Source organism: Paraburkholderia sartisoli, from assembly GCF_900107685.1.
GTDB lineage: Bacteria > Pseudomonadota > Gammaproteobacteria > Burkholderiales > Burkholderiaceae > Paraburkholderia > Paraburkholderia sartisoli.
In genome coordinates this window covers 34,557-59,393 of record NZ_FNRQ01000006.1, presented here as the reverse complement: position 1 = coordinate 59,393, position 24,837 = coordinate 34,557, and the positions used below count along the sequence as shown (strand labels likewise).

Below are 24,837 nucleotides of genomic sequence, written 5' to 3'. Positions count from 1 at the left end.
GAAAATGCCACGATGAAACTGCTTCGTTATGGGCCGAAAGGTCAGGAAAAGCCGGGCTTGCTCGATGCGCAAGGCAAGATTCGCGATCTGTCGAAAGTTGTCGCCGATATCGGCGGTGACGTGCTGACCGATGCCGGTCTCGCAAAACTGCGCGCGCTCGATCCGGCTTCGCTGCCGGTGGTCGAGGGCAATCCGCGCATCGGTCCGTGCGTCGCGAATATCGGCAAGTTCGTCTGTATCGGGCTGAACTACGCGGATCACGCGGCGGAATCGAACCTGCCGGTGCCGGCTGAACCGGTCGTCTTCAACAAGTGGACGAGCGCGATCGTCGGCCCGAACGACGACGTCGAAATTCCCCGCAACTCGAAAAAGTGCGACTGGGAAGTGGAACTGGGCGTGGTGATCGGCAAGCCCGCCAAATACATCGACGAAGCCAATGCGCTTGATTATGTCGCGGGCTATTGCGTGATCAACGACGTGTCGGAGCGCGAGTGGCAGATCGAACGCACCGGCACGTGGGACAAGGGCAAGGGTTTCGACACGTTCGGCCCGATCGGCCCGTGGCTCGTCACGCGCGATGAAGTGGCCAATCCGCAGGCGCTTGACCTGTGGCTCGAAGTGGACGGTCATCGCTATCAGAACGGCAACACGAAGACGATGGTGTTCACGGTCGCGAAACTCGTGTCGTACCTGTCGCAGTGCATGAGCCTGCAGCCGGGCGACGTGATTTCGACCGGCACGCCGCCGGGCGTCGGCATGGGTGTGAAGCCGGATCCGGTGTTCCTGAAACCGGGTCAGACGATGCGCCTTGGCATTCAGGGCCTCGGCGAGCAGAAGCAGAAGACTTACGCAGCGGAATGAATGGTGTAGCGTGACGCGCGGCCCGACGGGCCGCGCTGTGCGAACGCCCGGTTCCACCCGGCGTTCGCGTCAAAACCTCCCTCAGGCTTCAGGCCGGCGCCGCGATTTCCGTGCCTTCCGCCATGCGGTTGATCGTGCCCTGCGCCACGGCGATGAGCTTCTCCGAGCCATCGTCCATTACGAAGATATTGCACTGGCACGTCGCCTGATTGCGCCCGGCATGCACGACCCGCGCCCGCGCCATCAAGGTGCCGTTGATCGCGGGCCTCAGATAGTTGATCTTGTATTCGCCCGTCACCACGCGCGGTCCGAGCGTGAGCGCGCCGGCAAACGTCAACGCATTGTCGGCCAGATAACTGATCACCCCGCCGTGGACGAAACCGTGCTGCTGCCTCAATTCATCGCGGATCGGCAGACAGAGCGTCAGTTCATGCGCGCCCGTGTTCATGAGTTCGGCGCCAAGCAGCATGCTGAACGGCTGCGCATGCAACGCGCCGCGTGCGCGATCGAGTAGATCGGTCATCTCGGTTCCTTCGGGCGTCGGCCCGTCTGGTGTCCACTCTAGGAAGCGCCTGCGCACGGCGTCAAGGTCATTTGAAGACATTGCCTGCGGATTCTTGCGGAAAACAAGAGGCTATTCGTCGCGAGTCTGCTGTGGACGGGGAATATCGCCTCTTTTAGCGGATCGGCCTCAAGGCGTCCCACATATTGCCGTAAACCCGTAGTCATCCCTTCGGCCATTCAATTCAGGTGTTCTCGATGTTCAGCAAGATCAAGGTCGCTTCAGGCCTGTTGTGCGTACTCGTCGCTTTCTGCGTGTTCCAGTTGCTCACGGAAGGTCTCGGGTTCTGGTCGTTGACGCGCACGCACGATGACGTCGGCGATCTGTCGAACGTCACGCTCCAGCAGATGAACGCGGTCAGCGAAACAACGCAGCATTTGATGGACGCACGTATCAATCTGTCGCGCGCCGGCACGCGCATGGTTCGCGGCGGCACCGAGCCGATCGAAATCGTCCAGCACGCGCGTGAACAGTTGAAGGACGCCGAGCGTTCGTTCGGCGCGTTCAACAGCGCGCCGAAGATAAACGACGAAAACAGCGCCCGCGCGGCCGCGCTTGCCGAACGCTATACGAAACTGCACGCGGCGTTGAACGAGCTTGCGCAGTTTCTCGACACGAACAATATCCAGGCGTTTCTCGATCAGCCGACCCAATCGTTCCAGGACGCGTATCTCGCCGAGCAGCACACCTTCGCGCAGTTCGCCAGTTCGGCGAGCCGCTCGTCGCTCGATTCGATCGACGGCCGGCTCGCGCTCTTTCGCGCGGTTGGCGCGGTGATTCTCGTGTTGCTGCTGGCCGGCACGACGGCGGTGTTTCTTCTGCTCAAGCATGGTGTCGTGGCGCCGCTCGAAGAAGCGGGCCGTCACTTCGAGCGCATCGCGCAGGGGCGACTCGACCAGCCGGTCGCGTCGCGCGGCACGAACGAAATCGGCCGTCTGTATTCGGGCCTCGCGCTCATGCAGGCGAGCGTCGCACGTACCGTGAAGACCGTGCGCGATTCGGCCGATTCGATTCACCTGGGCGCGAACGAAATCGCAACCGGTAACGCGGATCTGTCGGCGCGTACGGAGAACCAGGCCGCTTCGCTCGAAGAAACCGCAGCGAGCATGGAGGAACTGACCGCCGCCGTGCGCCAGACCGCAAGCCACGCGCGCGAAGCCAGCACGCTCGCGGAAAGCGCGCTGGACGCAACGTCGCGCGGCAGCGACGTCGTACACGAAGTGGTCGACAAGATGCGCGGCATTGCGCAAAGCTCGGACAGGATCGCGGAAATTATCAGCGTGATCGACGGCATTGCGTTCCAGACGAACATCCTCGCGCTCAACGCGGCCGTCGAGGCGGCGCGCGCGGGCGAGCAGGGCCGCGGCTTCGCCGTGGTTGCGGGCGAGGTGCGCGGACTCGCGCAACGCAGCGCGCAGTCGGCGAAGGAGATCAAGACGCTGATCAGCGAATCGGTCGCGGAAATTCAGGGCGGCTCGGCGCTTGTCGAGCGTGCGGGTGACGCGATGCGAAACGTGTCAACGTCGATTTCGCGCGTGACGCAGATGATGGCGGAGATCAGCGCGTCTTCATCGGAGCAGAGCACGGGCATCGAGCAGATCAATCAGGCCGTCGTGCAGATGGACGGCATGACGCAACAGAACGCGGCGCTCGTCGAAGAAGCGGCTGCGGCCGCGGCTTCGCTGCATCAGCAGACGCAGCAACTGAAGCATGCGGTAGCGGTGTTCGAGATTCCGGACGCGGTGACGTGAAGCCTTAAACCTTAAACCGGCAGGGATGCGTACGACGTCGCCAGATGATAGGGCGTGGTCGATGGCATCTCGTTGCGCACGATCTCGCCTTCTGCCGTCATGCTTTCGATCCAGCCGTTGCTGCGCAGGAAGCGTTCGCGAAAGCGTTCGATCTGCTGCGGCAAGCGGGCGTTTGCCGCAGCGTCGCCTTTCGTCGCGAGCGCGCGCAGATATTCGGTCTGGGCCCAGATGCGCTGCACGCTGTCCGTGATCGCGCCCGCTTCGTCGAGCGACGCGTACACGCCGCCCGTCGCATGATCGATGCCGTGCGCTTCGGCGAAATCGAACGCGCGCGTGAGCGCGGCGTCGAGATCCGATTGCCCGAGAAGACCGGCGGCGCGTCGCACGAGATAGAACCATTCGAATTGATGGCCGGGTTCAAGGCGATTGTCGACGGAGCCTGAAGGCAATTCAGCGATGCAGCCCGTCGGCCGATGCACGAACGTGTGCGCGATGGCCTCGACAAGACGCGTGAGCGACGTGGCGAACGCCGCATCCCGGGTTGCGTCATGCGCGGCGAGCCACGCTTCGGTCAGGTGCATCAACGGGTTTTGCACCGGCGTGCCGGTGACGGTGGAAAAGCCCGCGTCGAGCGCGGCGTTGAGCAAGCCGTCGTGTGCGGCGAAGCGATCGACGATCAGCGCGGACGTTTCGTTCATCACGTCGAGCGCGTCCCGGTTGCCGGAGCGGGCAAGATATTCCGCGCAGGCGAACACGACGAACGCGTGCGTGTACAGATCCTTCGTCGTGTCGAGCGGCGCGCCGGCGCCATCGACGCTATAGAACCATCCGCCACGCTGCGTGTCATGAAAATAGCGGCGCAGCGCGTCGAACAGGATGTCGGCGTGGGCAAGGTCGCCGGCCTGCGAGAAAACGAACAGCTGGCGCGCACACGCCATAGCGCGATAACGTATGGCAGGCAGTGGCCGATGGTCGTGGCCGACCGCTTCACAGGGCAGCCCGAGCGCGGCATTGAAGCCAGGCCCGCGCCATATCGGCAAAACCACCTGCGTGAAATGAGTGCGTAGCAGGGCGGCGAGCGCGGCAGTGGAAGCGGATGATGTCATGCGGCGGGTATGTGTCGTGCTGGGGGAAACGGGCGTAGGGGTCACGTTTCGGCGCAGTTTCATCGGGCGCCGTCAGACCGGTTGTGCGCAAGGATAAACCAGAAGGGGTGGCGCGGCGCGTCAGGCCGCGTGTCGCGCGGTGACCGCCCCGACTCAAAAAACGGAGAAAGCACCATGCCCGGAAACGTCGAACTTGTCTCACGGCTCGTGTTCGCCGCCTTGCTCGGCAGCGTGATCGGATTCGAGCGCGAACGGCTTTCGTGGGCGGCGGGATTGCGCACGCACATGCTGGTCTGCGTCGGCTCGGCGCTCATCATGATCGTTTCGGCGTTCGGTTTCGCCGACGCGCTCGGCGGCGATCACGTCGTGCTCGATCCGTCGCGGATAGCCGCGCAGGTGGTCTCCGGCATCGGCTTTCTCGGCGCGGGCTCGATCCTGCTGCGCGGCGAGATCGTGCGCGGCCTCACGACGGCGGCGAGCCTGTGGTCGGTTGCGGCGATCGGCCTTGCGGTGGGCGGCGGCCTGTACACGGCCGCGATTGCCGCGACCGTCATCATCCTGATCATCCTCGCGGGCATCAAGCCGATCGAGCGCCGCTTCATCACGGTCAGGCAGCGGCGCCAGATCACGATGCAGGTCGAGCGCGGCACGCTGACGTTCCATACGCTGCACGACGCGCTGGGGACGGCCAGCCCGCGCGTGAAGCAGTTCATCATGCAGCAGAGCGACGACGTACCCGACCTGGACGTGATCTCCATCACGCTGCATCGCGTGTCGGCGACCGAGTATTCCGCCATTTGCGCCCAGCTTCGCGCGTTGCCGGGCGTGAGGGAGTTTCGGGAAGATGCGACGTCGTAGCCGGGCGGGTCATCGGGCGACGAAGTTCGGCGACGATTTGCCCGCTGTGAACCAAACCGGGCGTGCGGCCGTGCGACAATGCGGTCTCGAAAAACGAAGATGGCATCTTGCAGTGGCGAACCGCGACCGGCGCGCGCCGGCTGACGACTAAAACGACCGCTCCTTCCCTCATGGCAGATTCCGCAGATTTGGCAGCATCCCCGAATTCCCGTACACGTCGCGCCGGTTCCGCACAGCGGCGCGAGACAACCGTCTCCACTGAAACCGAAAACAAGCTGGCCCGCGCCGCGCGCTCCGCGCAGCGGCTCGCGCAACTGAGCGACGTCCCGCGCGACGACAGCACGTTCGACCTGTTCCCCGACGATCCGACGCGGGCCACGCTCGAAGCGATGACCATCGACGTGCGACAGGGCACGCTCACCGGTTTCGAGCTGCCCGCCGAGGTGCAGGCGGCCGTGGGCATCACGGACGACGGCGACGCACTGGCGGGCGAGTCGAAGCCGACGCGTCGCGTGACACGCGCGGCGAAGATCGACGAGGCGGCGTCGCTGTCGAAGCAGGCAAGCGTGCTGGACGAACGCGTGGAGCCGTCGACTGGCGACGCGGCGGTAGAGACGACCGCGCCGGCGAGTGGGATCGTTGCCTCTGCGCAGGGCGTTCACGCTGGATCGCACGCGGGGGCGTCGGCGGTGGCCGAGGTCGCTGCGCTCACGACCAGCGCGGATGCGGACAGTCAGACGAGTGTGCCCGCCGAAGCCGCGAACCCGACGCATAACGCATCGGCGAAACGGACGGGCGGCAGTGCGGATGCCGCCGCCGCCGCGAAATCCGCGGCGGCCACGCCGGCAGTCTCCGGTCAGCCGGCTGAAGCCCGCGTGACCGCGCCGGTTATTCCGGCTGCGCCTTCGGCCTCGTCGGCGGGGCTGCGTCAGGCCGTGGCGGCCCGCGCGAATGAAACGGCATCGGCGAGCCAGCCGGGCGCATCGTCGCCGCGCGTTGCATCGACGGTTGCGAAAGTGGCGAGCGCGCCGCGCGATGCCAACACGTCAGGCGAAAACGCAGCCTCCAGCGATGTCGCTACCTCGACGGCCGGCGCACCGCGCACCTCATCGCCCGGCTTCGGCGCGCCGGCGCGACCGACGCCGGCTGGCGCCGCATCGAGGTCTTTCGGTACGCCGCAAACGTCATCCGCGACGAACACCGCTGCGCCTGAGCTCGACCGCGCGCGGGCGACTGCCTTCGCGGATACCGTCGATGCGCTCTACGGCGTGATCGCCGATCAACGCCGCGCCGCAACCGATCATTCGCGACGGATGAAGTGGATGCTCTCGATCGTGGTTGCCGCGCTGCTCGTGACGGTCGCGATCGGCATCACGCAGACGCTGCTCCTGATGCGTCTCACGCGCGATTCGACCGCGCAGCAACAGCGCATCGAACAGATGATGCTGAACCAGCAGGCGACGCTATCGACGCTGCTCGACACCGATTCGGCAACGGTCAGCGCGCCGGCCATTGTCCCGGTGGCGCCGGCAGCACCCGCCCCGGATGCCGCGACGAAGCACCCAGCCGTAACCCGGCATGCCCACAAGGCGAAAACGAAGCCCGCGCGCTGAGCTGACCCCGGTCCTGTTGTAATGATGCAACGCACCAAACCCGTGTGAGGCGGTGCGGTACGACGTCCAGAGGACGAATTGCTGCATTGCACTAGATTTGACCAGGTATTAACCCTATAATTCGAGATGAGGGAAAACCCTGAGCAATCATTCAACCGGGAGTCGCCATGAGCTTGATCTTTGCAATGCTTCAAAAGGTTAGCGACCTCTTTGCGTCGCCGTTCCTTCCGCTGGATTCCGACTATTCGCACGAAGCGCGTTATCGCGAAGCCGAACGCGTTCGCAAGTCGCAGCGCATCGCAATTTTCGGCTTCCTGCACGGCTGATCAGCCCGCGCCCGCGCCGAGACTCAAGAATCAAAAAGCCCGATGTGGAATGTCCACATCGGGCTTTTTTGTCCCCGCAAACCGGATCGCGGATATGTCGACGCTTCGCAAATCCCATCACATTTCCTGCCCGGACGGCTCCCGCCACTCCGCTCTAACCTTTTGATTTTCTTTCAATTTCCATTCTTTCCGTAATATTGTCGATACCGCAATATTTCTCAAACCGAAGGAATGTAACGGCAATTGACGCGACCGGCCGGCGACTCCCGTTCGAAGGTCGACATAACGCCTGATCCTGTTGAACATTTTTCCCGCCGTACCACGACATCCGGCAACGAAGAACTGAAACGCCTGCTTACAAGTGCTCACGGTTGTGAGCGGTTCGCGTCGCTAAAGTGGGTCTCAAGCGCAACACGCGGTTCGACATTCGCAGCAATAGCGCAGCGGATTGTTGAGGCCGGCACGCGTTGAACCTGAAAACGGAGGTCCACCATGAAAAACCTGAACCGCACGACCCGCACTGTCATCGCCACCCTGCTTGCCGGTGGCGCCCTGCTCACCGCAGGTTCCGCTTTCGCCCAACACGATCCGATGATGATGCGCGATGCGCCGCCGGCCGCCGCTTATGGCCAGCCGCACATGATCCCGGTTGGCGTCAGCATCAACGTCGGCTGGCACGGCGACCGTTACTACGATGGCCATCGTTACTGGCAGCACGACGAGTGGATGCGCCATCATCCGCACGACCCCGATCCGCGCCATCACGACGAGCATCGCCCGCCCCAGCACTATTGATATCGATAGCGCGCCGGGTGCGCGAACCGCATGACGCCCGCAACGGCGTCATGCGAACAGAGGCCGGTTCTCTCGCAAGAGAGACCGGCCTTTGTCGCATGCGGGCGTCCCGCCGCGAAAAAGCACACTGCGCTATGCTTGAACGCTTTCATCGATGGCGCAGGAGAACGGCTTGAACAATGACAAGGCAGTGGTGGGTGTAGTCGGAACGGGTTTGATGGGCGTCGGGATCGCGACGCAGTCCGCGTTGCACGGATACCGGACGATCGTCCATGACGTCGACGCGGCGCGTCTCGCGAGCGTCGCGCCCAAGGCCGAAGCCGTGCTCGACGAACTGATCGACGCCGACCGCATCGACCGCGCGGCTAAAACGGCGGCGCTCGCCCGCATCGAAACGCACGGTTCGCTCGATGTCATGGCTTCGGCGCGGTTCATCATCGAAGCGATTCCCGAGGTGCTGGCGCTCAAGCATCGTCTGTACGAAGCGCTCGATCCGCTGCTCGCCCCCGACGCCATTCTTGCCAGCAACACGAGCGGTTTTCCGCCGGATGCGCTGACCGCTCCGTTGCGCGCCAGGGAGCGATTCGTGATCGCGCACTTCTGGAATCCGCCGCATATGATCCCGCTCGTCGAAGTGGTGCCCGGCAGCGAAACCACGCCGGAAGTGACGGCGAAGACCGTCGAGCTGATGTCGGCGATCGGCATGGAGCCGGTGCAGCTGGCGAAGGCGATTCCGGGCTTTGTCGGCAACCGGCTGCAGTTCGCCGTGCTGCGCGAGGCGCTCAATATCGTGCGCTCGGGCGCGGCCACGCCGGAAGAGGTCGACCGTGTGATGAAGGCGTCGCTTGGGCGCCGCTGGGGCATCGTCGGTCCGTTCGAAAGCGCGGACATGGGCGGCCTCGATACGTTCGTCGACATCGCTTCGCACCTGATGCCGGAACTCGCGAAAGACGAAGACGTCATCGACCTGCTGCGCGCGCAGGTGAGCGCGGGGCGCGTCGGCGTGCGAAGCGGCGCCGGGTTTTACGACTGGGACGACGCGCACGTGGCGCAGGTGAAGGAAGGGCGCAGGCGCGTGATCTGCCGCGGTTGAACCCCAGTGAACCCAAACCCCGAAGGCAGCCGACCATGAACCCCGACGTCCATTTCTACGACCCCGCCGAAGGCCACGGCCTGCGGCACGATCCATTCAAGGCGATCGTCGCGCCGCGCCTGATCGGCTGGATCTCGACGCGTTCGCCCGAAGGCCGCCTGAACCTCGCGCCGTACAGTTTCTTCGGTGCATTCGCGACGTTTCCGTCGATCATCGGCTTCAGCAGCGAGGGCTACAAGGACAGCATCCGCAACATCGAGGCGACCGGCGAATTCGCGTGGAATCTCGCGACGCGGCCCCTCGCGGAGCAGATGAACCAGTCGTCCGCGCCGGTGGGGCCGGAAGTCGACGAGTTCGAACTGTCCGGACTCACGCCCGCGGCGGGGCGCAACATCGGCGTGCCGCATGTCGCGCAGGCGCCGGCCGCGCTCGAATGCAGGCTGTTGCAGATCGTCCGGCTGCATGCGCTCGACGGCACGCCGATGGACAACTATCTGGCGCTCGGTCAGGTGGTCGGCGTGCATATCCAGAAGGCGTTCCTGAAGGACGGCCTGTTCGACACGCACGCCGCGCAGCCCATCATGCGCGCCGGTTATCGCGCCGATTACGCGCAGATCGGCGAGATGTTCCAGATGTTCCGGCCGACGGCGTAGCGAGGCTGTCTGCGCGGATAGTTCGCACTGTTCGCGCGTGCGTGTGTTCGCCGTTCCGGTGAACCCAGCCGCGCGCGGTCAGCACAGGCCAGCATCCAGCATCAGCCGTCCGCGCGCACTCGCGCGGGCCGTCGCCCGTCATCGCCGCGCGGATGTCTCCAGCTTGAACACGCTCACCACCTGCGCGAGCCGTTCCGCCTGATCGCGCAGGTCGGCGGCGGCGTGTTCGGCCACGCCGACGATCGTCGCGTTCTGCTGCGTCGCCTCGCCGATCTGCGTGACGGCGAGGTTCACCTGCTCGATGCCGCCCGACTGCTCGCTCGAAGCGACGCTGATCTCGCTCATGATCGCGCGCACGCGTTCCACCTGGTCGACGATGCCGTTCATCGTCGTGCTGGCTTCTTCCGCGATCCTGTAGCCGGACTCGACGCGCGCCGTCGATTCGCCGATCAGCGCCTCGATTTCCTTGACCGCCGCCGCGCTGCGCTGCGCGAGCGCGCGCACCTCGGAGGCGACCACCGCGAAGCCCTTGCCGTGTTCGCCCGCGCGCGCCGCTTCGACCGCCGCGTTGAGCGCGAGGATGTTGGTCTGGAACGCGATGCCCTCGATGACCGTCGTGATGTCGGCGATTTTCTGCGACGAGCGGCTGATGTCGCCCATCGTCGCGACAACGCGCTGCACCGCGCGGCCGCCGTCGAGCGCCGCGTCCGAGGCGCTCGTGACGAGCGTGTTCGCCTGCGCCGCGTGCGCGGCGTTCTGCTGCACGGTCGAGGTGATCTGTTCCATGCTCGCCGCGGTTTCCTCGAGACTGCTCGCCTGCGTCGCGATACGCGCCGCGATGTCGCCGCTGCCGGTGGCGATTTCCGCCGTGCCGCGCGTCATGTTCGACGACGCGCCGCGCACCTGCGTGACGATGCGCGCGAGTCCTTCGCCGATGCCGTCGATGGCCGTCAGCAGGCGGCCGATTTCGTCCGCGCGGCCGTTCGCGACGCGCACGCTCAGGTCGCCCGAAGCGAGCCGCTCCGATGCTTTCGCCGCCTCGTCGAGCGGGCGGCTGACCATCCGGCGCACGGCGAACAGGAAGATCGCCGCGAACGCCGCGACCAGCACGAAGCCAATCACGAGGAAGCGGTTGCGGGTGGCGGCGACTTCCGCCATCACCTCGTCGCGCGGCGCGACGCCGCCCACCAGCCATTGCCATTCCGGCACGCTGATGAACGAAACGTACTTCTCGCGCGCATGCGTTTCGCCGAGCGTCGTATCCGCCGACGTGTACGCGAGCTGGCCTTCCTTCGCGTCGAGCATCTGTTTGTACGGCGCGTTGGCGTCGTCGGCGGCGTGGCCGGCGGCGGCCGGATGGACGACGAACTTGCCGTGATCCGGTCCGCTCGACGTGTTCAGGACAAAGTAGTAGCCGCTGTCGCCGATCTTCAGCGCACGGATGCCGTCTTCAATCGACTTGATCTGCGGCTCCACGTCGACGCCGACGAAAAGCGCGCCGATCACGCGGCCGCTCGCGTCGGTGACGGGCCGGTACTGCGTGATGTAACGTTTGCCAAAAAGCGGGGCAAGACCGGTGTACGTCTTGCCGGCCAGCACCAGCGCGTACGCCGGGCCCTTGCGGTCGAGCAGCGTGCCGATGGCGCGCGAGCCGTCCTGCTTTTTCAGCGACGTCGTGACGCGCACGAAGTCGTCGCCGGTGCGCGCGAACACGGACGCGATCGCGCCGCTGCGCTCCAGAAACTGGTCGGGAATCGAAAAGTCGAGGTTGAGCGGCTTGTCGCCGGCTTTCATGGTCGGCGTGGCGACGCCGTTGATGTCCACCTTCTGGGATTCGTCGACCGAATAGCTGGCGGGCAGGAAACTGGCGAAGAGGTTCATCGAGCGGCCGACCTCGGCGTTGAGGCTGCTGTCGAAGAGCGCGATCATCGAGGCGACCGAACGGTCTTTTTCGCCGATGCGGGCGACCACCTGTTCGCTGATCTGATTGCCGGCCGAACGGGTGAGGGCCCACGTGAACGCCGCGAAAATGAGCGCCACGAGCACACACGAGAGCATGGCAAGCCTGGCGCCGACGCTCGCGCGACGAAGAGAGAGAATTTCCATGGATGATTGGCGTTAGGGGGACAGGATGCCGTTGGCTGCGCGGCACGCGCAACGGCATTACAGCTATTCCCGCTTATCGGCCATCGACCGGAATTCTTTAATTCCCCGTAACAATCAACGTGCCTGGTGGCGGTTTCTTCAGTTGTTACTGCGCCAGGTGCGCAGTAACAGCGCGTTTGTCACCACGCTGACACTCGAGAACGCCATCGCCGCGCCCGCCAGCATCGGATTGAGCAGGCCGAACGCGGCGAGCGGAATGCCGATCAGGTTGTAGAAGAACGCCCAGAACAGGTTTTGCTGGATCTTGCGCCACGTGCGGCGCGAAATATCGATCGCGGCGGCCACCAGCGCCGGGTCGCCGCGCATCAGCGTGATGCCGGCCGCCTGCATCGCGACGTCGGTGCCTGTCGCCATCGCGATGCCGATGTCGGCGGCGGCGAGCGCGGGCGCGTCGTTGATGCCGTCGCCGGCCATCGCGACGATGCCGGCCGTGCGGATCTTGAGATCGCGGATCACGCGGGCCTTGTCGTCCGGCAGGACCTCGGCATGAAATTCGTCGATGCCGAGCGCGGCGGCGACGGCGGCCGCGCTGCCGCGGTTGTCGCCCGTCACGAGCACGCTGCGGATACCCATTTGCCTGAGGCGCGCGATGGCTTCCTTCGCAGTGGGCTTCACCGTGTCGCCGAATGCAATCAGGGCGAGCGCCGTGGCGGGCGCGTCGACGCTCATCAGCCAGGACACCGTGTTGCCTTCGGCTTCGAGTTGCCGCGCGCGCTGCGTGAACGCGTCCGGCACGGCGATGACGAGTTCCGCGAGCCAGCGGGCGCTGCCGATCGCAAGCCTGCGACCGTCCACTTCCGCTTCGACGCCGTGGCCCGGCACGGCGCGGGCGCCGCTGGACGCGACTTCCCGCGCGCCGGCTGGCCGTTGTCCGTATGCGTTCATGACGGCCCGCGCGAGCGGATGGTCGCTGTGGCGCTGCACGGCGGCGGCGAGCGCCAGCGCCTCGTCGTGCGGGAGGTCGATCGCTTCGAATGCGTTCACCGAGGGCTGGCCGACGGTCAACGTGCCGGTCTTGTCGAACGCGACGATGTTCACGCGATGCGCCGTTTCGAGTGCTTCGGCGTCCTTGATCAGCACGCCGTGGCGTGCGGCGACGCCGGTGCCGGCCATGATCGCGGCGGGCGTCGCGAGCCCGAGCGCGCACGGGCACGCGATCACCAGCACGGCGACGGCGTTCAGGATCGCCGTTTCGAAGCCCGCGCCCGCGAGCAGCCAGCCGCCCGCCGTGAGCACGCCGATCACGAGGATCACCGGCACGAAGATCGCGCTCACGCGATCGACGAGCCGCTGGATCGGCGCCTTCTCCGCCTGCGCCGATTCGACGAGGCGGATGATCCGGGCGAGCGTGGTTTCCGCCCCGATCGCGCCCGTCATGACGGCGATCACGCCTTCGCCGTTGATCGAACCGGCGGTGACGGCGTCGTCCGGTTGCTTCGCGACGGGCAGGCTTTCGCCGGTAATCAGCGATTCGTCGATATGCGTGCGGCCTTCGTGTACCGTGCCGTCGACCGGCACGCGCTCGCCCGGCCGCACGATGACGAGGGTGCCGACCCGCACCTGCGCGAGCGGCACTTCGCGCTCTTCAGCGCCGACGCGCACCCGCGCCCGATCGGGGCGCAGCGCGTTCAGCGCGCGGATGGCGTCGGTGGTCTGACGCTTGGCGCGGGCTTCGAGCCACTTGCCGAAGCGGACCAGCGTGATCACCACGGCCGACGCCTCGAAATACAGGTGCGCGGCGTCGCCGCTGTTCGTCATCAACTGATAGACGCTGATCCCCCAGGCCGCCGACGTGCCGAGCGCCACCAGCAGGTCCATGTTGCCGGCGCCGGCGCGCACCGCCCGGTACGCGGCGCGGTAGAAACGGGCGCCGAACACAAACTGCACGACGCTCGCGAGCACCAGCTGCAGCGTGGCGGGCAGCATCGCGTGCGCGCCGAACCATTCGCCGACCATCGGCGCGATGAGCGGCAACGTCAGCAACGCGGAAAGCAGCACGGCGTAAAGCTCGCGACGCGTCGCATCGCGGCTGCGCCCGGCTGAACCGGAACCAGCGGCTTCATCGAGTGCAGTGGTTTCTTCGATAACCGGTGTCGCTTCGTAGCCCGCCTTTTTGACGGCCGCGACCAGTTGGTCCGTACTCACGGCTTCGCGCAGTGAAACGGTCGCCTTTTCGGTTGCCAGGTTGACCGACACGCCGGCAACGCCTGGCACCTTCGCGAGCGCCTTCTCGACGCGCGCCGAACACGAAGCGCACGTCATGCCGCCAATCGCGAGTTCGGCGACTTCGTGCGCGACCGGCGTCGCCTCGTAGCCCGCTTTGGTCACCGCGGCGACGAGCGCTTCGGCCGCTACGGCCGGCGCGGCTTCGATGGTGGCTTTTTCGGTCGCCAGATTGACGGATGCACGATTGACGCCCGGCACCTTCGCGAGCGCCTTCTCGACGCGGTTCGCGCAGGATGCGCACGTCATCCCGCCGATGTCGAGTTCGATGCTGGCAGGCGCGATGCGCGCTGGAGTGGAAAGATCAGTCATGGGGTTGAGTCCGGATTCGATGGGCGCAAGGGTGCTGCCCGATCAACCCAGTATCGACATTCCCATGATGGGAAGGTCAAGGACGGATTGCGCCTATCCTGCCACACAGGCGCGAAGTCCGCTGCGAAGCGCCCGTGTGCCGGTTGGGCGCTTGCCGGGAACCCACGCCGGCAACGGCACCGGTACCGGCGCTCGCCCGGCCTGGCCTGGCCCGGCCCGATCAGATCAAATCGCCGGCGGCGCGTTCAGCATCGAGTCGGCCACATCCCGCTGCGCGTCGCTGCCATGCGCGCGCAGCGCATCGGCGGCGCCCACACGGTCGGCGGATTCCTTGTTCTGGCCCAGTTTCCACTTGCCGGTGAGCTTCGCGACCTCGATTTCGATGCCGACAATCGCACCGACCATCTGCGCGATGAAATCCGGCGGCGCGTCGCCCATTTTCCACGGCTTCGTCTCGCTGGCTTCCATCTTGCGCGTGAGCCTGGCAACGAGGCCGCGCACGAAGGCTTCGTCGTCGTGGACGACGATCCGGCCGTGCGCATGCACCACCATGTAGTTCCACGTCGGCACCTGGCGGTGCGTCTCGTGCTTGCTCGGATACCACGAGGGCGAGATGTACGCCGTCGCACCCTGGAAGATCACCAGTGCGTCGGGGTTGCCGGCCACTTCGCTCCACACCGGATTCGCGCGCGCCACGTGCGCCCGCAACGTCCCGAGCGGCCCGCGCGCGGGATCGAACTCGAACGGCACGTGATTGGCATCGAGCCCGTCCGGACCGTTTGTGACAAGCGCGCCCAGCGGATGCCGTTCGATCAGGCCATGCAGCACCTCGGGGCGGTTTTCTTCGAAATGGACGGGGATATACATGCAACGCTCCGGGCGGATAGTGATGTTTTTTGAATGAGCGAAAGGCGCCAGACGGGGCGCGAAAACCGGCCTGGCGTATATAGAACGCGTCACCGTTTGCCTTTGCGCTTGCCTGGCTGTCAAGGATACGATACAACCCGTTGTCGGGATCAGATTCGCGCGGCTTCACAGGTGACCCGGGGGGTGTCTGTGAACAGGGTCGCATGATCGTCGGCACCCAATGGACCGCCTGTTCCGCAAGACCCACGAATGATAAAAAATCGACGAGAGCTGTTTTCTTTTCATTGGACCTGCGCGTCGCTTGCAGGCCTTGCGTTCCTCGCCGGTTGCGCTGCGACGCCGGTGTCCTCGCCGAAAGCCACCGGCTGGATCAAGGACGAAGTCGCGGATTCCTACGTGTTCGGCTATCCGCTCGTGCTGATGGACGTCGCGCGCGAGGCGGCCACGGGCACCGACCCGGGCCAGGCGCCCGTCAACACGCTGCGCCACGCGCAGGCCTTGCCACCGGTCGGCGCGGGCCGTCCGACCACGCCGAGTCTCGATACGCTCGATTCGAGCGGCTGGCTCGACGTCAGCGAAGAACCCATCATTGTCGTGTTACCCGATTCGCATGGCCGCTATCTCGACGCCCGCGCGCTCGACATGTGGACGAACGTGGTCTGGTCGACTGCCTTGTCAAGCGCGCCGGCCAGCGCCCGCGTGGCAGGCATCAGGAAGCAGACCATCGCGTTCGTGCAGAAGGGCTGGCAGGGCGATCTGCCGGCGGGCGTGAAACGCGTCGAGGTTTCGACGCGTTACGTATGGTTCACCGCGCGCATCCAGACGAACGGCTCGCGCGACATCACGGCGGTGCGCAAGCTTCAGCGCGGCATCCGCGTGGCGCCGCTCAGCGTCTTTAACGGCGACACGCGCGCGGCCACCGTCGTGACGCGCACGATGCCGTCCGAGACGAGCGTGGCGAGCGGTTCGCCCGCGAAGGTCGCCGCGTTCGATGCCGCGGGCTTTTTCGGCCGGCTCGCGCAGGCGCTGGCGGACAATCCGCCCGCGCCCGACGATCCGCACGCGCTGAAAATGCTCGCCGATCTTGGCGTGACGCCGGGCGCGCCGGTCCAGTTGCCCACCCGCGACAGCGCCGCCATTGCCGCCGGTCTCGCGGATGGACGCGATCGCGTGGCGAGCGCGCCGACAAACGTGCTGAGCGCCAACGGCTGGCGCTGGTTCGGCGACGGCGTCGGCAACTACGGGCCGGATTACACGTTGCGCGCCTACGTGGCGTACACGCAGCCGGGCATCGGCACGAAGGACGACGAAATCCGCGCCACCGTCGCGCAGGACAGCGACGGTCAGGCGCTGAACGGCGCGAACCGTTACGTGATCCACTTCGCGCCGAACCAGGTGCCGCCGGTGCGCGGCTTCTGGTCGGTCACGGCCTACACGGCGGACGGCGCGCTCGGTGACACGAAGCCGCCGCGCGTGTCGGTCGGCGATCGCAACGGCGTGAAGCGCAACCGCGACGGCTCGCTGGACGTGACGGTTTCGGCTGTCCGCGTGAGGGCCGCGAACTGGTTGCCGGCGCCGCGCGGCGATTTTCAGCTCGTGATGCGCCTGTATGCGCCAAAGCCGCAGGCCGCCGACGGTTCCTGGCAGCCGCCGGAAGTCGTGCGTCAATAAGCGCGCCTGCCGGCGGCGATGGTGGCGATCGCGGTGATCGCAATGACGATGTCGGCCGGAATCCAGCCCGGCCGCACCTGATGCGTATTGAATGCATCGTGTCAACAGGCCGCGTGCGGGCGTCAAGCGTTTCGCGAGGTTTGTTCCGCACATCGGATCGAGGACATATACTTTCCGCAGTCTGATTTTCGTTATCGCGGTGGGCCACCGCCGCATCACCTGCGACCGAGCATGGCAAGCCTCAACAAAGCATCCCTCGCTTCTTCCCTGCAGGCCGTGCGCGACGTCGCGAACGGCCGCCGCACCCGGCGGGTCGTCATCGGCCTGCTGATCTTTCTGGTGCTGTTCGGTCTGGCCGGCTTTTTTGCCGCGCCGCCGCTGATCCGGCACATCGCCGAGCAGCAACTGAGCAAACAGCTCGACCGGCCGTCGACCATCGGCCGCATCGCGCTCAATCCATATACGCTCAATTTCGAAGCCGATCGCGTGCATATCGGCGAGCGGGGCGGCGCGGGAAACTTCATCGATATCGAGCGGCTGATCCTGCAGCCGTCGTGGTCGTCGATCTTTCGCGGCGCGCCGGTCGTCGACGAAGTACAGGTCGATTCGCCGCGCTTTCATATCGTTCGCTACGATGCGCAACGGTTCAACTTCACCGATCTGATCGAGAAATTCGCGAAGCAGCCGGCAAAGCCCAACAGCAAGCCGACGCTCTTCTCGATTTCGAATATCCGCATCGAGAACGGCCGCATCGAGTTCGACGACAAACTGCTCGGCGTGCAGCATCTGGTCGACCGCCTGTCGATCGGCATTCCGTTTATCGCGACGTTGCCGTCGAAGACCAACATCTTCGTCGAGCCGATGCTGCGCGCGCGCATCGACGGCAGTCCGCTCGCCATCGACGGCCGCACCAAGCCGTTCGCGGCGTCGCGCGAATCGGAAGTGGCGCTGCGCCTCGACGGGCTCGACGTGCCGCGCATGCTGTCCTACGTACCGGCGAAGCTGCCGGTGATCGTGCAGGCCGGCAAGCTGTCGACCGACCTGAAACTGCATTTCGTGATGTCCAACGATGCGCCCACGTTGAGCATCACCGGCACCGCCGATCTCACCGATGTCGACGTCGTCGATGAAAACAGGGCGCCGTTCTTCGCGGCGCGCGCGCTGCATGTCGCCGCGGCCTCGCTGGAGCCGCTCAAAAGCGTGTTCCGCTTCGACGACATCCGGCTCGACGGGCCGAACGTGCATCTGTCGCGCGATAAATCTGGCATGTTGAGCGTGCAGAAGATGTTCACGGCGGCGCCCGCCCAGGCATCGGCGGAAAAAGAGGCGGCCGCCGCCGCCGCCGCTGCGTCCGCTGCGTCGGGTTCGGCAACCGCGTCCACGTCCGCGCAGGACAAGGAAAAGGCCGCGCCGCCGCTCGATCTGTCGATCAGGACGTTCGCGCTGAACGACGGCGAGGTGCAGTTCCAGGATCAGGCCGTGTCCAGACCTGTCACGCTGGGGTTCAAGGGCATCCACGTTTCACTTGCGGATTTCACGACGCTCGGCAAGCCGCCCGCGAAATACACGTTCGACACGACGTTCGTCGATGGCGGTTCGCTGAGCGCGGCCGGCACGTTCGGCCTTGCCGCGAAAACCGCCGATTCGAAGATCGATCTCAAGTCGGCGCATCTGCCGCTTCTCCAGCCTTATATCGATGGCGTGACGGCCGCGCAGGTCGTCGACGGCGCGCTCAGCCTGAACGCGAACGTCGGCGCGAACTGGGAGAAATCGCCGGCGGCCGTGCAGGTCGGCGAATCCGAACTGGACCTGCAGTCGCTGAAGCTCGCGGCGCATGGCGCGAAGGAGCCGGTTGTCGCGCTCGCGCAGGGGCGCGTGCTGGTGAAGGCTGTCGACGTGTCCAGGCGCACGGCCGATATCACGGGCGTCGACCTGACCGGCCTGAACATCACGGCGCAGCGCCTGAAGGACGGCAGCATCGACCTCGCCGCGCTCGCCGGTCCGCACGAAACGCTCGCGGAACAGACGGCCGTGCGCAAGGTTCAGAAGGTGCAGGAACAGGGGCCGGCCTGGCATTACCAGATCGGCGAACTGAACCTGAAGGACAGCACGGCCAGTTTCACCGACAACTCGACCGAACACCCCGTCAAGCTCAACGTCGCGCCGTTGCAGCTGAAAGTGCGGCAGATCAGCGACGACCTCTCCAAACCGCTGCCCGTCGACCTGCAGGCGACATTGAACCGCAAGGGCACGCTCGGCGTGAATGGCGACGTCACCGCGACGCCGCTCAAGCTCGCGTTGAAAGTGAATGCCGACCGGCTCGACGCCGCCGCCTTCGAACCGTATTTCGGCAACAAGCTGAACGCGACGATTGCGAGCGCGCTGCTGAACGCATCGGGCGACCTGGCGTTGAGCCAGTCGGGCAAGGCGGACAAAGCGCTGAGCGCGTCATACAAGGGCGACGTGGCGCTCGTCGACGTGCGCATGCTCGACAAGGCGACGTCCGATCCGTTCGCCGGCTGGCGCTCGCTCGCGCTCACGAAACTGAAGGCGAACTACGACGCGCACGGCACCGACGTCGACGCCGGCAAGGTGACGTTCAACGGCTTCTACGGCCGCGTGCTGCTCGATGCGCAAGGCAGGCTGAACCTGAGAGACGTGGTCGCGCAGCAGTCGGGCGCCGCGAAATCGCTGACACGCGACAAGAACGACAAGGGCGGCAAGGAGCCGATTCCGCTGACGCCGCAACCGGCGTCCGAGGTCGCGATCGCTTCGGCGCCCGCACCCGCTTCGACGACCGCGACCGTTACCGCGGCCACCGCGCCCACGAGCCCGGTGAAATTGCGCTTCGGCCAGCTCGTGCTGCAAAACGGCCGCGTGACGTACACCGACAACTTCATCAAGCCGAACTTCACGGCGAATCTCGTCGCGATACAGGGGACGATCGGCGCGTTCGGCACGCAGTCGACCACGGCCGCGCCCGTCGACGTCGCCGCGAAGCTCGCGGCGAACGGACCGCTTTCGATTCGTGGCACGGTCAATCCGCTGATCGCCAAGCCCGCGCTCGATCTGACCGCGAGCGCGCACGACATCGAACTGACGAACCTCACGCCGTATTCGGCGAAGTACGCCGGCTATCCGATCACGAAGGGCAAACTCAATGTCGATCTGCACTACAAGCTCGACAACGACCAGCTGAGCGCGAACAACCATCTGTTTATCGATCAGCTCACGTTTGGCGACCACGTCGACAACGACACCGCGACGAAGCTGCCCGTGCGCCTCGCGATCTCGCTGTTGAAAAACCGGCGCGGCGAGATCGACGTGAACATTCCGGTGTCCGGCTCGCTGGCGAATCCGGAGTTCAGCATCGGCAGCCTGATCTGGAGCGCGATCGTGAACCTGGTCGAGAAGGCCGTGACCGCGCCGTTCTCGCTGCTTGCGAACGCGTTCGGCGGGAATGGCGAGGAGCTGGGTTACGTCGAATTCGATCCGGGCTCGGCGAAACTCACGGACGCGTCCACCGCGAAGCTCGACACGATCACGAAGGCGCTCGAGGACAAACCCTCGATTCGCATCGACCTGACCGGCCGCGTCGATCCCGCGACGGACGTGCCCGCCTTGCGCACGCGGTACGTCGACCGGCTGGTGAAGGCGCAGAAGATCAAGGACACGGTGGGTAACGGCGAGAGCGTGGATACGTCGTCGATCACGGTCGACCCGAAAGAGTACGACAAGTATCTGACCAAAGCGTACAAGGACGCGGACTTCAAGAAGCCGCGCAACTTCATCGGCCTGACGAAGTCGATGCCCGACGACGAGATGAAGAGCGCGATCGCCGAACATGCGCCCATCGACGACGCCGCCCTGCGCGATCTCGCGCAGCGGCGCGCGCAGACCGTGCAGCAGTACTTCGACGGCAAGGTGGACAGCAGCCGGGTCTTCATCGTCGCGCCGAAGCTGACCGCCGACGGCATCAAGGACAAGGGCACGGCGTCGCGGGTCGATTTCGGCCTCAAATAGACGCTGATAGAAGACGCTCTTTGCGCGGCCTGTCCGCCAGCGTCGGCGCGCGCCGGAATCAGGCGGCGCGCGTGGGCTTGCGTAACGCCGTCTGCTCGATGATGCGCGCGAGCGTGGCGAACGCCGGGCCGATCCTTGCGTTCGGCACGCATGCGTAACCGAGCAGCAACCCGCGTCGCACCGCGCCTTCGCCGCTGTAGTACGACGTGAGCGGACGCACGATCACGCCGGCGTCGTACGCGGCCGCGACCACTTCGCGGTCGTTCGCGTGGTCCGGCAGGCCGAGCACGAGGTGCAGGCCCGCTTCGTCGCCCATGACGGGCAGCGTGTCGCCGAAATGCGTGGTGATCGCGTCGATCAGGATCTGCCGCCGCTCGCCGTAGAGCGCACGCATGCGCCGCACGTGCGAGGTCAGGTGGCCGTCCATGATGAACTCGGTCAACACCGCCTGCTGCATCAGCTGTCCCTCGCGATACAGCTCCGCGACACCCTTGCGGAACGTGTCGACGAGATGCTCCGGCGCGATCATGTAGCCGATTCGCAGGCCCGGAAACAGCATTTTGCCGAGACTGCCGACGTAGATCACCTGGCCCGCTTCGTCGAGCCCCTGAAGCGACGCGAGCGGCCGGCTGCCGTAGCGGAACTCGCTGTCGTAGTCGTCCTCGATGATCCACACGCCGTGCTGCCGCGCGTATTCGAGCAGCGTGCGGCGGCGCGCGAGGCTCATCACCATCCCGAGCGGATACTGGTGCGACGGCGTGACGAGCGCAAGGCGCGGCGGATTCTGCAAATCCTGTTCGCGCGGGTTCAGGCCTTCGTCGTCGACGGGCACCGGCGAGAGCTTGAGCCCCGACGACTCCAGCACGCTGCGCGCCCCCCAGTAACACGGCTCCTCGACCCACGCGCGATCGCCGACGTCCGTCAGCAGGCGCACCGCGAGGTCGATCGACTGGTGAATACCCGTAGTGATGATGATCTGGTCGGGCGTACAGTTGACTGAACGCGCAACCCGCAGATAGTCCGACAGCGCGCGGCGCAGCGGACGGTAGCCGCCGCCCGGCGCATACGTCAGCAGGTCCGGGTTCGCCTCCTTCCACAGACGCGCCTGCAGGCGGCTCCACGTGCGCGCCGGAAACTCGGCGACGTCCGGCACGCCCGGCATGAACGCGCCCCATTGCTTGAGCGACACGCCCGCCTTGTCGATCAGCCGGCTGCCGCGCGAAGAAAGGTCGCGCTGCCCGGATGCCGTGCGCGATGCGGCGGCTTCGCCTGCGTCTGAAGTGGCCGTGGCGCCGATTGCGCCGATCGCACCGGCAACCGCTGGCGCGGGGCGCCGCGCGCTGACCGCGGCGCTGTCGGGCCGCGTATCGGCGACATAGGTGCCACTTCCGGTCGTCGAGATGACGTAGCCTTCGGCGGTCAGCTGGTCGTACACGTGCAGCACCGTGTTGCGCGCGATACCGAGGTCGCCCGCGAGCGTGCGCGAGCTCGGCAGCTTGGCGCCGGGCGGAAGCTGGGCGGTCAGGATGGCCTGCTGCATCAGCCGCAGCACCTGCCGGTAGACGGGTTCGGCAGCCGCCCGGTCGAGCCGCGCGGCAAGCCAGTCCGACAGAATGACGGTGTCCAAGTGGTTCTATCCGGAATAATGAAATGGTTCCATATTGTAGAACCGGAACGGGCTATAGTGGACCACGCGATTAAATGCGATGGCCCCTTTCGAGGGAACCAGCGTGGATGGAGAAGGAGACATAGACGATGACAACCGAAGAAGTGATCGTCAGCTTTCGAGGCGTGCGCAAGACGTACGACGGTGAGACGCTCGTCGTCAAACAGCTCGATCTCGACATTTACCAGGGCGAATTCCTGACGCTGCTCGGGCCGTCCGGTTCCGGCAAGACAACCTGCCTGATGATGCTTGCCGGTTTCGAATTTCCGACCGGCGGCGAGATCTGGCTCGACGGCACGCTGCTCAACACCGTGCCGCCGCACAAGCGCAACATCGGCATGGTGTTTCAGAACTACGCGCTGTTCCCGCATCTGACGGTCGAACAGAACGTCGCGTATCCGCTGACGGTGCGCAGGCTCTCCGCCGAAGAACGCGCACACAAGGTCGACAACGCACTGAAGATGGTCCGCATGGAGAGCTTCGCGAAGCGCTATCCGGCACAGCTGTCGGGCGGCCAGCAGCAGCGTATCGCGCTGGCCCGCGCGCTCGTGTTCGAACCGAAGCTCGTGCTGATGGACGAGCCGCTCGGCGCGCTCGACAAGCAGCTGCGCGAACACATGCAATACGAACTCAAGTCGCTGCACGAAAAGCTCGGCGTGACGTTCGTCTATGTGACGCACGATCAGGGCGAGGCGCTGACGATGTCCGATCGCGTCGCGGTGTTCGACAAGGGCATCGTGCAGCAGCTCGACACCGTCGACCGTCTGTATGAATCGCCGTGCAACGAGTTCGTCGCGAACTTCATCGGCGATTCGAACAAGTTGCGCGGCACGATCGCGAACGTCGACGGCGAGTTCTGCGATTTCCATCTCGCCGACGGCACGCGTCTCAAGGGCCGCAATATCGGCGGCGCGAAAGCGGGCACGCCGGCCATTGCGTGCATTCGCCCCGAACGCATGAAGCTCGCGGGCGGCGCCGGGCGCAACGGTTCGAACGCGCTCGCGGGCGAAGCGCGCGGCCTCATCTATTTTGGCGACCACGTGCGCATGCGCTGCGGGTTGCCTCAACAGGACGAGTGTTTCGTCAAGGTGCCGCTCGGCACTGAAATGCTCGACACGTTCGCGCCCGGTGTACCGGTCGCACTTGAATTCGCGCCGGAGCATCTGCGCGTGTTCGCCTGAGTACGACAACAACCCTGACAGACCACCAGAAAGAGAGAGGACACATCATGTTGAAGTTCGGGAAATCACGCTGTGCTGTCGCCGCCGGTGCGTTTGCACTGGCACTCGGTTCCGCGCAGGTCATGGCGGCTGAGCTGACGGTCGTCAACTTCGGCGGCGCGAATGGCGACGCGCAGAAAGTCGCGTTCAACGCGCCGTTCGAAGCGTCCACCGGCACGAAGGTCACGGCCGTCGAGTACAACGGCGAGCAGGCCAAGGTGAAGGCGATGGTCGAAGCGAAGCACGTGAACTGGGACGTCGTCGAGGTGGAATCGGGCGACCTCGGCCGTGCCTGCGACGAGGGCATGTACGAAAAGCTCGACTGGTCGAAGATCGCGAAGAAGTCGGACCTCGTGCCGGAATCGCCGCAAACGTGCGGTGTGGGCTTTTTCGTGTGGTCGACGGCGATGGCGTACAACGCCGACAAGCTGAAGACGGCCCCGGCAAGCTGGGCGGATTTCTGGAACGTGCAGAAGTTTCCGGGCAAGCGCGGCATGCGCAAGGGCGCGCGCTACAACCTCGAATTCGCGCTGATGGCTGACGGCGTCGCGCCGAAGGACGTCTACAAGGTGCTCGGCACGAAGGCGGGCCAGGACCGCGCGTTCAAGAAGCTCGACGAGCTGAAGCCGAACATCCAGTGGTGGGAAGCGGGCGCACAGCCGCCGCAGTTTCTCGTCGCTGGCGACGTGGTGATGACGACGGCCTACAACGGCCGGATCGACGCCGCGCAGCGCGAGGGCAAGAACCTGAAGGTCGTGTGGAACGGCAGCATCTATGACCTCGACTACTGGGCGATTCCGAAGGGCTCGCCGAACAAGGATCTGGCCGAGAAGTACATCGCGTACACGGTGTCGTCGAAGCCGCAGCAGGAATACGCGAAGCACATCGCGTACGGCCCGGTGAACGACGCCGCGATCAAGGCACTCGACGCGAAGACGCTCGCGAACCTGCCGAACTCGCCGGCTAACGGCAAGAACGCCGTGTTGCAGGATGCGGGTTTCTGGACCGACCACGGTGACGAACTGGAGCAACGCTTCGCTTCGTGGGCCGCGAGGTAAGCGGGTAGTTGCA

The 24,837-nt window shown here is 65.5% G+C and carries 18 protein-coding genes; 12 read left to right on the top strand and 6 right to left on the bottom strand.

Annotated features, from left to right (window positions below):
* The first annotated feature begins 12 nt into the window (after positions 1 to 12).
* Positions 13 to 861, top strand: a complete 849-nt coding sequence (locus BLV45_RS18120; protein ID WP_090535353.1) for an ureidoglycolate lyase — start codon at positions 13 to 15, stop codon at positions 859 to 861.
* Between the two features lie 88 nt (positions 862 to 949).
* On the opposite strand, the gene BLV45_RS18115 is transcribed toward BLV45_RS18120, so the two are convergent.
* The gene (locus BLV45_RS18115) at positions 950 to 1,384 is read right to left on the bottom strand and encodes a PaaI family thioesterase (RefSeq protein WP_090535352.1); all 435 of its coding nucleotides are present in this window, start codon (positions 1,382 to 1,384) and stop codon (positions 950 to 952) included.
* Positions 1,385 to 1,620: 236 nt separating this feature from the next.
* On the opposite strand from BLV45_RS18115, the gene BLV45_RS18110 reads away from it, so the two are divergent.
* The gene (locus BLV45_RS18110) at positions 1,621 to 3,174 is read left to right on the top strand and encodes a methyl-accepting chemotaxis protein (protein ID WP_090535672.1); all 1,554 of its coding nucleotides are present in this window, start codon (positions 1,621 to 1,623) and stop codon (positions 3,172 to 3,174) included.
* A gap of 11 nt (positions 3,175 to 3,185) precedes the next feature.
* Here the strand turns inward: BLV45_RS18110 and BLV45_RS18105 are convergent, their stop codons facing one another.
* Complete coding sequence (locus tag BLV45_RS18105) at positions 3,186 to 4,280, bottom strand: AGE family epimerase/isomerase (RefSeq protein WP_090535351.1); 1,095 nt, start codon at positions 4,278 to 4,280, stop codon at positions 3,186 to 3,188.
* A gap of 174 nt (positions 4,281 to 4,454) precedes the next feature.
* Between BLV45_RS18105 and BLV45_RS18100 the strand changes: the two genes are divergently transcribed.
* The 6 genes from BLV45_RS18100 to BLV45_RS18080 all read left to right on the top strand — a co-directional run bounded on the left by BLV45_RS18100 (position 4,455) and on the right by BLV45_RS18080 (position 9,618).
* On the top strand, positions 4,455 to 5,138 hold the full coding sequence (locus tag BLV45_RS18100) for an MgtC/SapB family protein (protein ID WP_090535350.1): 684 nt from the start codon (positions 4,455 to 4,457) through the stop codon (positions 5,136 to 5,138).
* Between the two features lie 188 nt (positions 5,139 to 5,326).
* The gene (locus BLV45_RS18095) at positions 5,327 to 6,751 is read left to right on the top strand and encodes a hypothetical protein (RefSeq protein WP_245753379.1); all 1,425 of its coding nucleotides are present in this window, start codon (positions 5,327 to 5,329) and stop codon (positions 6,749 to 6,751) included.
* A 167-nt stretch (positions 6,752 to 6,918) separates the two neighbouring features.
* A complete protein-coding gene (locus tag BLV45_RS27610; RefSeq protein ID WP_176954201.1) occupies positions 6,919 to 7,077 on the top strand; it encodes a hypothetical protein in 159 nt (52 codons plus the stop codon).
* A gap of 492 nt (positions 7,078 to 7,569) precedes the next feature.
* Complete coding sequence (locus tag BLV45_RS18090) at positions 7,570 to 7,872, top strand: hypothetical protein (protein WP_090535348.1); 303 nt, start codon at positions 7,570 to 7,572, stop codon at positions 7,870 to 7,872.
* A 217-nt stretch (positions 7,873 to 8,089) separates the two neighbouring features.
* Positions 8,090 to 8,965, top strand: a complete 876-nt coding sequence (locus tag BLV45_RS18085) for a 3-hydroxyacyl-CoA dehydrogenase family protein (protein ID WP_245753409.1) — start codon at positions 8,090 to 8,092, stop codon at positions 8,963 to 8,965.
* Between the two features lie 35 nt (positions 8,966 to 9,000).
* Positions 9,001 to 9,618, top strand: a complete 618-nt coding sequence (locus BLV45_RS18080; RefSeq protein ID WP_090535346.1) for a flavin reductase family protein — start codon at positions 9,001 to 9,003, stop codon at positions 9,616 to 9,618.
* Between the two features lie 138 nt (positions 9,619 to 9,756).
* On the opposite strand, the gene BLV45_RS18075 is transcribed toward BLV45_RS18080, so the two are convergent.
* The 3 genes from BLV45_RS18075 to BLV45_RS18065 form a co-directional block, all read right to left on the bottom strand.
* Positions 9,757 to 11,724, bottom strand: coding sequence for a methyl-accepting chemotaxis protein (locus BLV45_RS18075; RefSeq protein ID WP_090535345.1), 1,968 nt, complete (start codon positions 11,722 to 11,724; stop codon positions 9,757 to 9,759).
* A gap of 138 nt (positions 11,725 to 11,862) precedes the next feature.
* Positions 11,863 to 14,319, bottom strand: coding sequence for a heavy metal translocating P-type ATPase (locus BLV45_RS18070; RefSeq protein ID WP_090535344.1), 2,457 nt, complete (start codon positions 14,317 to 14,319; stop codon positions 11,863 to 11,865).
* A 225-nt stretch (positions 14,320 to 14,544) separates the two neighbouring features.
* Positions 14,545 to 15,186: an FMN-binding negative transcriptional regulator gene (locus BLV45_RS18065; protein WP_090535343.1), complete on the bottom strand. Its 642-nt coding sequence runs from the start codon at positions 15,184 to 15,186 to the stop codon at positions 14,545 to 14,547.
* A gap of 249 nt (positions 15,187 to 15,435) precedes the next feature.
* Between BLV45_RS18065 and BLV45_RS18060 the strand changes: the two genes are divergently transcribed.
* Together BLV45_RS18060 and BLV45_RS18055 are read left to right on the top strand one after the other, a co-directional pair.
* A complete protein-coding gene (locus BLV45_RS18060) occupies positions 15,436 to 16,857 on the top strand; it encodes a DUF1254 domain-containing protein (protein ID WP_090535342.1) in 1,422 nt (473 codons plus the stop codon).
* 231 nt (positions 16,858 to 17,088) lie between these two features.
* Positions 17,089 to 20,880, top strand: coding sequence for a DUF748 domain-containing protein (locus BLV45_RS18055; protein ID WP_090535341.1), 3,792 nt, complete (start codon positions 17,089 to 17,091; stop codon positions 20,878 to 20,880).
* 58 nt (positions 20,881 to 20,938) lie between these two features.
* On the opposite strand, the gene pdxR is transcribed toward BLV45_RS18055, so the two are convergent.
* Positions 20,939 to 22,507: a MocR-like pyridoxine biosynthesis transcription factor PdxR gene (gene pdxR / locus BLV45_RS18050; protein WP_090535340.1), complete on the bottom strand. Its 1,569-nt coding sequence runs from the start codon at positions 22,505 to 22,507 to the stop codon at positions 20,939 to 20,941.
* A 128-nt stretch (positions 22,508 to 22,635) separates the two neighbouring features.
* Here pdxR and BLV45_RS18045 point away from each other — a divergent pair, with 128 nt between their 5' ends.
* Positions 22,636 to 23,727: an ABC transporter ATP-binding protein gene (locus BLV45_RS18045; protein ID WP_090535339.1), complete on the top strand. Its 1,092-nt coding sequence runs from the start codon at positions 22,636 to 22,638 to the stop codon at positions 23,725 to 23,727.
* Positions 23,728 to 23,774: 47 nt separating this feature from the next.
* Entirely contained in the window at positions 23,775 to 24,824 is a 1,050-nt protein-coding gene (locus tag BLV45_RS18040; protein ID WP_090535338.1) for an ABC transporter substrate-binding protein, read from the top strand.
* Positions 24,825 to 24,837 lie beyond the last annotated feature (13 nt).